11 protein-coding genes are annotated in these 12979 nt (G+C 41.0%); 7 read left to right on the top strand and 4 right to left on the bottom strand.

The window, feature by feature from the left end:
- Window positions 1-48: 48 nt before the first annotated feature.
- The 3 genes from E0E36_RS16050 to E0E36_RS16040 all read right to left on the bottom strand — a co-directional run bounded on the left by E0E36_RS16050 (window position 49) and on the right by E0E36_RS16040 (window position 1315).
- The gene (locus E0E36_RS16050; RefSeq protein WP_130856798.1) at window positions 49-501 is read right to left on the bottom strand and encodes a carboxymuconolactone decarboxylase family protein; all 453 of its coding nucleotides are present in this window, start codon (window positions 499-501) and stop codon (window positions 49-51) included.
- Between the two features lie 236 nt (window positions 502-737).
- Window positions 738-950: a hypothetical protein gene (locus E0E36_RS16045; RefSeq protein WP_013667907.1), complete on the bottom strand. Its 213-nt coding sequence runs from the start codon at window positions 948-950 to the stop codon at window positions 738-740.
- Between the two features lie 71 nt (window positions 951-1021).
- Window positions 1022-1315 carry a hypothetical protein gene (locus E0E36_RS16040; RefSeq protein ID WP_013667908.1) on the bottom strand — a complete coding sequence of 98 codons (294 nt, stop codon included), beginning with the start codon at window positions 1313-1315 and terminating at the stop codon, window positions 1022-1024.
- A gap of 348 nt (window positions 1316-1663) precedes the next feature.
- On the opposite strand from E0E36_RS16040, the gene E0E36_RS16035 reads away from it, so the two are divergent.
- Window positions 1664-2371 carry a hypothetical protein gene (locus tag E0E36_RS16035; RefSeq protein ID WP_130856797.1) on the top strand — a complete coding sequence of 236 codons (708 nt, stop codon included), beginning with the start codon at window positions 1664-1666 and terminating at the stop codon, window positions 2369-2371.
- Window positions 2361-2864, top strand: coding sequence for a DUF6097 family protein (locus E0E36_RS16030; RefSeq protein ID WP_130856796.1), 504 nt, complete (start codon window positions 2361-2363; stop codon window positions 2862-2864). The genes E0E36_RS16035 and E0E36_RS16030 overlap by 11 nt, the downstream gene beginning before the upstream one ends.
- 21 nt (window positions 2865-2885) lie before the next feature.
- Here the strand turns inward: E0E36_RS16030 and E0E36_RS16025 are convergent, their stop codons facing one another.
- Window positions 2886-3467, bottom strand: a complete 582-nt coding sequence (locus E0E36_RS16025) for an RNA polymerase sigma factor (RefSeq protein ID WP_013667911.1) — start codon at window positions 3465-3467, stop codon at window positions 2886-2888.
- Between the two features lie 99 nt (window positions 3468-3566).
- Between E0E36_RS16025 and E0E36_RS16020 the strand changes: the two genes are divergently transcribed.
- The 5 genes from E0E36_RS16020 (at window position 3567) to E0E36_RS16000 (ending at window position 12978) form a co-directional block, all read left to right on the top strand.
- On the top strand, window positions 3567-4736 hold the full coding sequence (locus E0E36_RS16020; protein ID WP_130856795.1) for a FecR family protein: 1170 nt from the start codon (window positions 3567-3569) through the stop codon (window positions 4734-4736).
- A gap of 208 nt (window positions 4737-4944) precedes the next feature.
- Window positions 4945-8433 (top strand): SusC/RagA family TonB-linked outer membrane protein, encoded by a 3489-nt coding sequence (locus tag E0E36_RS16015; RefSeq protein WP_165447009.1) that lies wholly within the window; start codon window positions 4945-4947, stop codon window positions 8431-8433.
- 12 nt (window positions 8434-8445) lie between these two features.
- Complete coding sequence (locus E0E36_RS16010; protein WP_130856793.1) at window positions 8446-10203, top strand: RagB/SusD family nutrient uptake outer membrane protein; 1758 nt, start codon at window positions 8446-8448, stop codon at window positions 10201-10203.
- Between the two features lie 25 nt (window positions 10204-10228).
- Window positions 10229-11467 (top strand): glycoside hydrolase family 88 protein, encoded by a 1239-nt coding sequence (locus E0E36_RS16005; protein WP_130856792.1) that lies wholly within the window; start codon window positions 10229-10231, stop codon window positions 11465-11467.
- A gap of 20 nt (window positions 11468-11487) precedes the next feature.
- Window positions 11488-12978, top strand: a complete 1491-nt coding sequence (locus tag E0E36_RS16000) for an alpha-L-fucosidase (RefSeq protein WP_130856791.1) — start codon at window positions 11488-11490, stop codon at window positions 12976-12978.
- Window position 12979: the final 1 nt, after the last annotated feature.

Below are 12979 nucleotides of genomic sequence, written 5' to 3'. Positions count from 1 at the left end.
GCCCTTCCTTCCGGGCAACCTTTTTAGAAACCGCGTCTAAAAAACCGCTTATCCAAATTGACCTACTTTATAGTCACCGGGCACCGTATGAAAAGCAATATTAAGTCGATTCCATACATTGATTGCGCCAACGGTTAAAGTTAAGTCCACAAGCTCCTCATCAGAAAAATGGACCTTTGCTTCTTGGTAGATGTTATCAGGCACATCGCAATGATTGACCGCTTCTGCCCAAGCCAAAGCAGCCCTTTCGCGTGCAGAAAAATAAGATGTTTCTCGCCATGCACTTAAACCATACAGACGCTGCTCTGTTTCGCCTGCGGCTCGAAGTTCCTTGGAATGCATATCCAAGCAATAGGCACATTTATTTATCTGTGATATTCTAAAATGTACCAATTCTTGAAGATTTTTTTCAATTGACGATTTTTTCAAATAGGCACCAACACCGAATAAAGCCTTTAATGCATTCTGTCCTTTAGTCTGAAAATTAATTCTCTGTTCCATGATATATTTTGTTTTTATACCCCTATGACAATTGAGTATTCGCGATTGGACATATTATTTGTTTTTTTTTTAACAAATCAATACAAATTTGAAATTCAACAACTTCGTTAGTTATTTATGTTTCTCAGAACAATGAGCTATAGGATCTGTTATTAAATAGACGAGTGTTTTTCGTCTCGTTTTAGTAGCATAGTTGTAAAATCCCTCATCGCCTGTTGAGGGATTTTTTAGTAGGCTTAGCTTATCTGTTTTTCTATCTCTTTGGCAATCTTTTCCAAAAGCTTTACTTCAATATCCGCATTGGTTGTAATAGCAATAATGCCATCCCCACTGTCCTTGAATAGTACTTCACTATTATCGACATCGGTTGTGAAAGACAGCTCCGAACTGTTAAGTGCGGGTTTTATCAGATAGACCTTGCCGGCCACCGTAATATCAAAGGAATCCATGGGTAAATAGTTTACTATAAAACATAGAGACCATTTTAATTGTTTCACCTGTAGTTTTCGATGGGTGCTATTTAGTTAACTACCTTATAACCATTAAATTCATCACAATTAAAAAGTAGCAGGTCATCCAGCAAAATAATCTCTTCTTCTCCCAAGGCAGCAAATTGATTACTGTTAATTGCCTCCAAGTCCCACTTTTTTGGCGTCAATAGGCAATAATTCCCAGTTGAGTGCATTGAAGAAACCAATACAGTATACCCTTTGACAATAAGTTCATCGATCAATTTTCTATCTAGATTAACTTCCATTTCAATAGACTTGATGAGAAAACAAGTGATACCACTTAACTCGTGTGCAAAATGCATCAGACATTTTCATAATTTAAATATTACTTTCCCATCCTACATACTTCTGAGAAAGCTATTGGTTTTGCTGTATAACAAACGATTACAAAAGAAAGTTTGCTATATATATAGTGAGTCAATATAAAAACAGCTTCCACATTGGAAATGCAAGCATCGCTCACAAAATAGTGCGAAAGAAAAAATACGACCATTTGTCATGCCACTTGTCAGTGACAAGAAATTATAAAACAATGCTAGCTAAGCCCTGTCTCCCAAAAATTTACAACAACATTAGTACGGAAAGAACACCATTAAATGAACCATGGCTTAATTTTTGACAACAGCCTTACCTATTACAAATTTTCACACATGATTTTTATTTACTCCATTAACGAAAAACAACTTATCCAAAAAAACATTCAGGGAAAGCTCAAGAACGCGCAAGTTGAAGAGTCCTTCGTATTGGCAATTAGCCAACATTATATCTCTTGGTTGGGACCTTGGTTCCCAGCGAGTGTTAAGAAAAGTCGGCTTTATACGATTCAAGGAAAGGAAATTCTAAAAGCAGATTGGAGTGACCTTATAAAAAAGGAGGCTGAAGTACTAAAGGAGGCTGTCCCTTTTCAAATTGGCTTCTTCAGAAATACAATCATTTTCTTAATCGCTATTGCTGTCCTATCGGTTGTAATGCCAAAGATAAATGCAAAAAAATCAGCGGAAGCTGCCACTCGGAAAGAAACGTTGTACAATCGTTTAAGGCAGTTAAAACAGGGAGATATTTTACGTGTATCTTTTATTAATACCGCAGATGAGCAAAGTATAAATGGAATCGGATTGGTTAAGGTCATGAAGATTGAAGGTGATTCCATCTTTATTGTCAGAAGTAACACCCTAGTAGAAGATAATATGGATAATAGGCAAAGTGAACTATCAATCGGGAATTTCGGAGCTAGCCAAGAGCGCGTTATTAAACATCTAATGGAAGAAATTGTACAAGAAGATGTGCTTATTGCTTACCCAAAAGACATGCAAAGAGCTAACTATACTATAGGACGGGTTATTAAATTTGAGAATTGAGATTATGGGTTTTTTACATAGTTTAGGAAGTTCGCTACAGCAAGTGGCGCACCTCAAAGAACAATTACTTTATTGTCATCAATGGATTGATCAACATCAAATTCCGGTAAAAAAAATTGAAGATAATTTAGATGAACAATTGGTTGAGCTGGAAAAATGGAGTCATACGAATAGCTATTCAGCCGTTCTGAAAAAAGGCAAGCTGTGGAAATCAATCACGGTATCCATAGCCCTGTTGATAGGTCTCGTTATCGGGGGAATATACTTGACAAACCTTCTCTTTCCTGAGTATTTTATTCAAAAGCAGGTATTTAGTTGGATGTTTAGTCATATACTACCAGTGACCATTATACTAGCAATTGTTCTTCTTTTTCTCCTAGTAAGTGTTCAAATAGGAAATAGCTATATGAGAAGCACTCGGGGTGGTGGCAAAGCTTATCAGCAAGCATGGAATGAATTCCGTCAACATTTAAAAAATTCCCACACTTCATAACGAATAAATGAACAAGCTGTATTAAGATACCAACAAAAACAAGCAGATAATACTTAATTCTTTTAAATGCATTCTTAAATGTTTCAAAGCATAGGTGAGTTGATTTTCTACCGTTCTTTTTGAAATTCCGAGCTGTTGGGCAATCTCCTCATTAGACAACTGGTCAAATCGGCTCATCGAAAAGATCTCCTGACATCGAGCGGGTAGTGCCGATAAGTAATATTGAACAAGTTGCATCGATTCGTCTTGTACTAGCCTTTCTTCTCCCCTGTTAGTTGTATCATCTTTCAACTTTCGTTCTAAATCGTCCTCATATTCCATTAAATTTTTTCGAAGCTGGGACAAATTCCGGAAGATAATGTATTTGGTAGCTCTCGTTACGTACGCTTCAAATGATTGGATCATCAACGCGTCTCTTCGTAACCAAAGCGAAGTAAACACATCGTGTACTACATTTGCAGCTAATTCTTTATCGCGCAGATAGCTATAAGAAGTCGTATAGATTTTTGACCAATATCGATCGTACAAAAAACTAAATGCTCGTTGATCGCTTCGCTTTACCGCGAGCCATAATTCAAGGTCGGTTAGTTTGCTGCTTGACATAATTGGTTTCTGCAAATAAAACACATTCTCAAAAAAAAATAAAATTTTTATGTGTGTGTCTTTAATTTTTTGTCACTACCATAATAACCAGTTAATCTTATGAATCGAGAAGATTTTATTGCACTCTATAAAAAATATACCAAAGGACTGTGTAGCGCCGAGGAAAAGCAACGTTTACGAGAGTATTGGCAGGAGTTTCGGCTAGACGATAAGCCATGGGATGAAAAGTTCGGTATTGAGAACGACATAAAAGAATCCATTTTCGAACGTATTAAAGAAACCACCGCACTTTCATCTTCAGGAAACACGCGAACAGTTAAGAAATTGTGGTACTATGCGGCAGCCGCCATTGTCGGTGTTTTACTAATCGGTTCTTATATCCATCTTTTAAAACCAATGAAACAATCAACGCGGCATATAGCGAAAGCAAGTGAATCTCCTATAGTTCCTGGAAAAAATAAGGCAACTCTGACACTTGCCGACGGTAGCACCATTCAATTAGACGACACCCAAAACGGTACAATAGCCAACGAGGAAGCCTTAATTACAAAAGACGAAGGGCGTGTAGTATATAAAGCAAAGGACCAAAAGACAAAGCAAGATGCAAATATAATTAACACACTTCATGTCCCAAAAGGTGGTGAATATCAATTGGAATTAGCAGATGGTACGAAGGTGTGGCTTAATGCTGGTTCAACGCTCAGTTTTCCCAGTTCATTCGCCAATCTGAAAGAAAGAGTTATCACACTAGCGGGCGAGGCCTATTTCGAAGTTGCTAAACGGACTCAACAGCCTTTCGTTGTCCGAAGTGAGGGCAGCACCGTGCAAGTGCTGGGCACCAGTTTCAATATTAAAGCGTACCCAGAAGAGTCCCTTGTCCAAACTACCTTGCTATCTGGGAGTGTAGTGGTGAAAGAACCTACATCAGCAAACACTAAACAACTATATCCAAACCAGCAAGCAGTCGTCCAAAAGAATCGCGGAAATATGCAGGTACGTACAGTAAATCCAGCAGATATTATTTCTTGGAAAAACGGCTACTTTATATTTGATAATCAAAGTATCCAACAAATTATGCCCGTAATTGAACGTTGGTATGATGTGGAAGTAAGCTATCAACAAACTGACAACACCGATCGTTACGGAGGGACCTTTTCTCGCAATGCCAACCTACAAGATATTCTCCGTGATTTGACGACACTCGGCAACATTCGGTTTAAACTTCAGGGAAGAAAGCTTATTGTGATGGATAACAACGAGTACAAATAATGAAATAAGGCAACGTTACCAAATAAAGAAAGGAGAAAAAAGAAACCGGAAATGTTGGCGCATTTCCGGCTCAGTAGCACAGGCTACAGTTAGGTAAATAAATTCATTGCTTCTAAACAATTTTAAACCCAACAATCAAATGTATAAAAATTTTATCGAAACGTCATTCGGTATGATACCGTATTGTTTCCGTCACATCTTGTTAAAAATGAAACTGACCGCATTGCTAGTTGTACTAACCATGTTGCAGGTGCATGCATCCAGCTTTGCACAGAAAATCACCCTTAAGGCTAAAAATGCAACACTAAAAGAGATCGTCGCAAAGATCAGGCAACAGGCAGATTACGATTTTCTCTATAATAATCGTGTTGCACAAGAGTTGCAACCTATTACGGTAGATATGCGAAACAAAGATATCAGAGAAGTACTCGACGCCTGTTTTGCTAATCAGTCCTTAGACTATAACATCCGCGGTAAGACAATCCTATTGCAAAGAAAAGTATCCGTTATATCACAACAAGAAGAATTACTGACGGGAATTGTAGTAGACGAACAGGACAAACCCTTAGCAGGTGTCACGATAAAAAACAAAAGCAGTGGCGAAACAATTACAACCGATGACGAAGGCCATTTCCAATGCAAGATTAATCTCCGTACAGGAATTCTTTTAGTGCAATTTTTAGGATACGAAGCTCAGGAGATCAACCTAAATGGCCAAGCTACGCTAACAATCTCCATGAAACCACTGATTAACGATCTGAACGAAGTGGTGATAGTGGGCTATGGAACGCAAAAAAAGGAGAATGTCATTGGGTCTGTTGCTACGATTAATGCGTCATCTATAGAGAACCGTTCTACTTCCACTTTATCTTCTTCTTTGGCGGGCCTTGCAGCAGGGGTCAATGTGCAAGCGAGCACCGGAAAACCCGGAGCGGATGGGTCCAACATTTTAGTACGTGGAACAGGAACCTTAAACGGCACTTCCCCTTTAGTGGTTATCGATGGTATTGTAGGTTCTATGGATGCCGTCAACCCAAATGATGTGGAGGCAATTTCCGTTTTGAAGGATGCAGCGAGCGCAGCTATTTATGGATCGCTAGGTTCAAATGGTGTTATTTTGATTACAACTAAGAAGGGCACAAAGGGAAAAACAAGCGTATCCTATACCGGCATGACTTCCTTGCTTAGGCCTAACAATGTGCCCGAATTTGTCACTGACTACACCAGGCATATGCGACTGGTAAATGAAGGTTTTATGAATCTTGGACAAGCTGCTATATATACGGACGCAACAATCGATAAATGGGAGACAGCGGCGAAAGATCCGAATGGTTTAACCGAACACGGTATTCCCAATTATGTCGCTTATCCTAATACAAATTGGGGAAAAGAACTTTTCGGAGAACGGAAGTTATTGCAAAATCATAACCTTGCTTTGAACGGTGGAACAGAAAACACGCAATATCTTTTCTCCGTTGGTTATTTTGATAATCCCGGAACAATGCCCTTAACCAGCGCCGACAATATTCGGCTGCGCGTTAACCTCCAAGCTAAAGTAGCCAAATTTCTGACGGTGGGCACCCAAACTTTCGGTGACATCCAGAATACCAGTGTCGTTGACGTTGCAACGGCATATTCTTACTTAACGCAAACGGTTCCAGGTGTATACCCTAGCTACCGCGGTGTTTATGGATTCCCTGCCGCAGCCGAGGAGTCGGCAACGGCCAACAATGCATTAGCCTTCTTAAACAGCCAAGGGGGAAAAAACCAGGTGAACCGCATTAATAGCACAATCTTTGCAAAATTGGACTTGGTAAAAGGCTTAACATTTGAAACAAAAGTTCACTACGACAATTCGTATACAGAGAATAACACCCACCCTATCCCCTATGAGAAATGGAATTTTGCAACCAATCAGCTAAGTACAGCTGCACAAACTCCAGCACAAATGACAACCCGATATTCTTTGTACAAAAGCTATAATGTGATAATCGATAACGTTTTACGTTACAACAACACCCTTGGAAAACACGACTTTGGTGCGATATTGGGGTACAACGAACAATATTATAACCAATATAATTTTGATGCTGCTAAATTAGGCTTGATACATCCTGATTTAACGACATTAAATTCAGGCACAACCATGACTGGCATTAACGGAGATGAAACAGATTATGGTTTGCGATCGGTATTCGGTCGTCTCAATTATGCTTTTAACCAGCGCTATCTTGGAGAAGTAGTCATACGCTATGACGGCTCGTCGCGCTTTGGAGCCGCGCGTCGCTGGGGCTTGTTCCCTGCATTTTCTGCTGGTTGGCGGATTTCCGAAGAGCGCTTTATGTCGTCTATTAAATCCTTTATCGATGATCTTCGCATTCGCGCCTCTTGGGGCCGAACCGGCAATAATGCTTCCGGCAATTATGACCATTTGCCGACATATGGTACCGTTCCCTATTCTTTTAACAATCAAGCGGTACGAGGCTTGGCGCAGACGAAACTTGGTAACGATTTACTCCATTGGGAAACAACCACGACAACCAATCTTGGCATCTCCGGTATCACGTGGAAAGGGAAGCTTAATTTCGAAGTTGATTTTTACCGGGGGTATACGGACGGAATCCTCTTCGTTCCAAATATTCCCGCAACTACCGGCACTGCGGCAGCAGCGACAATGAATATTGCTGAGGTAAGCAAAAAGGGGGTCGAATTGAGCTTGGGATATCAGGGAAAAGCTAACGATTTCCAATATTCAATTTCCGGCAATTTTGCATACAACACCAATCGGGTTGAAAAATACAAAGGACGCTTGCAGGAGGGCTTCATAACTGATGCCACGGGAAACCGTGTTTATCAATCCAACATTGGCCAGGTTTCAAATGGAAGCAACACACGAATTTTGGAGGGGCATGCTATTAACGAGTTTTACCTGTACAATATCTATCAAGGTACGGGTGACCATTTTTTGGCCGACGGTTCTGTCAACATAAACGGTGGACCGCATGATGGCATGATCCGCACACCGGAGGACATGGAATGGTTAAAGCAGATGGTTGCGGCCGGTTACAGCTTCCAGCCGGCAGATGGTATTGATCTTACTAAGATCTGGTATGGCGATTTGATCTATGCGGATTTAAATGGTGATGGTATATATGGCAATGTCTACGATCAACAGTTTATGAACAAACGTGCCACACCCGCTTACAATTTCGGTTTAAGCGTTAACATGGCTTATAAAGGATTCGACTTTTCTATGATTTGGTCGGCGGCCACGGGAATGTCTTATTATTGGAATACGATTTATTTAAACCAATCGATCGTAGCACAAGGTAAATCAGTTCCACTTTTAGTGGCTGACAATCATTACTATTACAACGAAACAAATCCCAATGATCCGGCTAACAATATCCAAGGACATTATCCGCGCCTAAAGGGAGTCACCGATGCACAAAACGGCCGAACCAGTAATTTCTATTTCTATGATGCATCCTTTGTCAAACTTAGAAATTTACAGATCGGTTATACCATACCGAGTAATTTTGCTAACCGATTTTCCATCTCCAAGCTTCGGGTTTACTTAGCTGGCGAGAATTTGTTAACGTTCACCAAATTTCCGGGTTTGGATCCTGAAGTTGGGCCCGACTCAAATTACCCCACCATGCGTCAATATTCATTAGGCATAAATCTAACCTTTTAAACTCAGATGATCATGAAAAAAATATTCGCGATATTAATGATTAGCGCTCTTTGTAGTTGCAAAAAAGACCTATTGGATACTTCCCCCTATTCTTCTGTTTCCAGCACCACGATGTGGACTACGGATAACCTAACCGATTTAGGTGTCGCCGGCGTCTATAATGCGTTACGATTAAAAATGGGGCATAGCGGACTCGTTTCGCCCTATGAACTGTATCAGATGGACAGATTCTCATTTACAGGACAAGGACGTTGGGATGAGCCCTTGTTAACAGGTACGATTACTGCCGGCGATCCTTTGTTCTTAAATATCTGGCAGATGATGTATGAAGGCATCCAACGGGCCAATGATGGCATAAAGAACATTCCGCAGAAGTCACCATCTAGTACGGAAAAGAAGGCAAGGTATATTGCTGAATGTAAATTTTTGAGGGCCTACTTCTATTTCCGATTAAATCAAGTATATAAGGGGGTGCCTATCTATTTGGAACCTTTCACGGCAACAGAAGCGGTTAAGCCAAGAAATACCGAAGAAGAGGTATGGGATCAGGTTTTAGCTGATCTTAGCGACTGTATTAATGAACCACAGCTACCGGAACGATACGCTACCGGAGATGGAAACTATGGACACGTCACCAAGGCAGCGGCCTACGCCTTGCGTGGAAAGATTTATCTATACAAGACCGATTGGGCATTGGCCGCTGCAGATTTCCAAAAGGTGAAGGATGCCGGACATACTTTATTCGCTGACTACAAAGCTCTGTTTAAGGAAGCCAATGAACAGTCGTCAGAGATGATATTTTCAATTCAAAATCGTAGTGAATTTGGTTACGGAAACAATTTCCAGCTATTCTGCGGATGGCCCTCCGCTTACACTCGCGGTTGGAACTATTATATGCCCTCTCCGCATCTCGTGGATCTTTATGAAAATATGGATGGATCGAAATTCAGCTGGGACGCGGTTATTCCCGGCTACACAAAACTTTCCGTTAATGAAAGGGAGGTGTTTTTCTTACGCGATAACCTAACCGAAAGTGAAAAAGCCGCTGCTGCATTACGTGGTGCAAAAATGGAGCTTTATCTACCACAGGGTAACGAAGAACGCATTAAGGCAGCCTATGATAACCGTGATCCCCGTTTGCAGGCGAATATAGTTACTCCTTATGCAACCTTCCGCGGTGCCTATAATTTTACTAATGTGGAAAGTATACAACATATGCGTTGGCCCTTTAGGGCGCAAGCGCCAATCGATGGTGATATTCAAAGCGACACACAGATCAATTTCTTTTACTTTTATAGAAAGTTTGTAGCCGAAGGGGTTACTGAACTAGTAGACCGGAATTTTGGGCCGATCGATTTTCCTATTCTGCGGTACGCAGATGTGCTATTGATGTGGGCCGAGGCCCTCAACGAACAAGGGCTGCTATCAGAGGCAGTCGAAAAAGTGAATGAAGTACGGGCGCGGGCGGGTGTTGCCTTGTTAAATTCAAATACAGCCACTACCGTGACAGGACAAGAAGACTTGCGCGAGCGTATTCGCAATGAACGAAGAGTGGAATTTCCTAATGAAGGTATTAACTATTTCGATGAATTACGATGGGCTACTTGGAAAGAAAAGGTTTTCCAGGTCGGAAATGGTCGAAAGCAGATTTGGGGTGCCAATGTCAGCGATTATAGCTATAAAGGTGATCATCTGTATACCTGGCCCATACCATCAAATGAAATCCAAATGAATCCCAACTTGAAACAGAACCCAGGTTGGATTGATTAAATCAGCATGCCGTAAATTATTAAAGATGAAAAAGTTTTTATTCCCATACACCTTATTATTGACTTTGCTACTGGTTTCATTTAACCATGACAGGCAAGATATTGTCCAACGAAGTTTCGATCGGGCAGCGCGACAATACACCCTCCTGTTATCCGCTGCAACCGATCTAAATCGCTATCCACGATCGACCGATGCCAACGGAAAAACTAGCTATACTGTTATCCATGATTGGACCGGTGGTTTCTGGCCAGGGTGTCTGTGGTATCTATATGAGTATACCAAAGACAATAAGTGGAAAGCAGCCGCTCAAAAATGGACCCATTCATTAGAAGCAAATCAATACAATACAGATCATCATGACATCGGATTTATGATGAATTCTAGCTATGGCAATGCATACCGGCTAACCGGCGACACGTGCTATAAGAAAATACTGATTCAAAGTGCCAAATCGCTTGTTAGTCGCTACAATTCAAAAGTCGGTGCCATCCAATCGTGGAACAGTTTTAGTTCGTGGGATGGCCAATCGGTTTATCAATTTCCGGTAATTATTGATAATATGATGAACCTGGAGCTGCTTTTTCTGGCATCACAGCTTTCAGGCGATAGCTCTTTCAGAACCATCGCCATAAAACATGCTGAAACAACGCTCAAAAACCACTATCGTCCAGATTATAGTTCTTATCACGTGGTCAACTATGATCCTTTAACGGGAGTGGTACTGAGTAGAGAAACGGCTCAGGGTTATGCCGACAATTCGGCTTGGTCAAGAGGACAAGCTTGGGGACTTTATGGTTTTACGGTTATGTATCGGGAAACTAAAGACACGAAATTTCTCCATTCCGCCATCAAAATGGCGGAATATTATATCAATCATCAACACTTGCCCAGTGACCTTATTCCCTATTGGGATTTCCATGTCGGACAAGCAGGTTATCAGCCAAACTGGGATTATGATGCCTCCAAGTTTAAAGAAATTCCAAGGGATGCATCAGCGGCTGCAATTACCAGCTCGGCACTGCTTGAGCTCAGTACTTATGCAGAAGAAAAGCATAAACGCTTATTTTACAGCACTGCAAAGAAAATTCTGCAATCATTGAGTACGGACAGGTATATGGCTCAAGCCGGCACAAATGGCTATTTTCTGCTAAAACATAGCGTAGGCAGTATTCCTCATGGAGGTGAGATTGATGTACCCTTAGTATATGCCGACTATTATTTTCTGGAAGCACTTTTACGCATCCAAAAGAATTCACACACTTAACTTATTCACTTATTCAAACCATGACGATCCGATTCTACTTGCTTATCAGTTTATTTTCTGTTATAACCTCTGTTGCCACGCAGACAGCCATTGCGCAGTCTGAACAGACAATGAAGGAACGTTGGCGAGAAATGAATAGAAGTAAGGCCACTGCTTTGGAGGAATTCCAAGACCTAAAATTCGGGCTGTTCATTCACTGGGGGTTGTACGCCATTCCCGGTGGAATTTGGGAAGGAAAAAAAATGGAAGAAATGGGAAGTCCCAGCGTTGCAGAGTGGATTCAGCTTGTCGCGAAGATTTCACGAAAACAATACGCCAAATTGGCGGACGAATTTAACCCAAGTACCTTTGATGCCAATGCTATTGCTAAAATGGCCAAGGACGCCGGGATGAAATACATCGTCATCACCGCAAAGCATCATGACGGCTTTGCGTTGTTCAAATCGAAAGCAAGTCCTTTCAATGTTGTTGACGCCTCTCCATTTAATCGCGATATTATAGCAGAGTTCAACCAGGCCTGTCGAAAATTCGGTTTACGTTTCGGCGTTTACTATTCTCATAACATTGATTGGGCCGATGGTGCTGATGCGCAGTATAAAGAAACCAAAACGATGAATGATAGAGAGGGAAAACGAACCGACGCTTTTGGTGCTAACCTATGGGATCCCAGTCCAAATAGTTTTCAGTCATACCTAGACAACAAATCGGTACCCCAAGTCAAAGAATTACTTTACCAATTTAAAGACATACGTTACATCTGGTTTGATATGCCGGGTTTAATGAAACCCGAACAAAGTTTCCGATTCTATAAAACAGTTTATGATATTAATCCCAAGATTGTTATTTCAGAACGCATAGGTAATCAGATGGGCGATTATGCTATTCCGGGTGATAATAAGATCCCCACAGAAAAGGACCAATACGCTATTCCTTGGGAAACTGTCGGAACCTTCAATAATTCATGGGGTTATAAGTCCTATGATCAGGATTGGAAAAGTAAAGAGGAGCTACTTTATTGGTTGCTGGAAATAGTTAGCAAAGGTGGGAATTATATGCTCAACATCGGCCCACGTGCCGATGGTTCCGTACCCGAAATGGTCATTAACAATCTGCAATCGATTGGCAAATGGCTTCAGGTGAATCAAGAAGCCATTTATGGCACAAGACCATGGCGTATAAACCATGAAGGCCCTGCGGAATATAAAATTACCGATACAGAACAGCGGGAGAAAGAAGGTTTCACACTACAGATCAGCCCGACCGATTTTTGGTTTACACAAAAAAACGGTTCGGTATATGCCATAGCACTCAAAACGTCCTCTCATTCGAACATCTTAATTAAAGCCTTTTCAAAAGAAATCAGGACTATACAAAAGGTAGAAATTCTCGGTTTCGGCAAAGTAGCATTCGCACAAAAAATTGACGGCTTGGAAGTAACTTTACCTTTATCAATTATCAATTTGCCAAACGGCTATACACTAAAGGTAAGTTTTAAACGCGAGCCTGAATAGC

Source organism: Olivibacter jilunii (genome assembly GCF_900607235.1).
Classification (GTDB): domain Bacteria; phylum Bacteroidota; class Bacteroidia; order Sphingobacteriales; family Sphingobacteriaceae; genus Olivibacter; species Olivibacter oleidegradans.
Note: the sequence above shows the minus strand (reverse complement) of the source record. Positions and strands in the feature narration are given on the sequence as shown.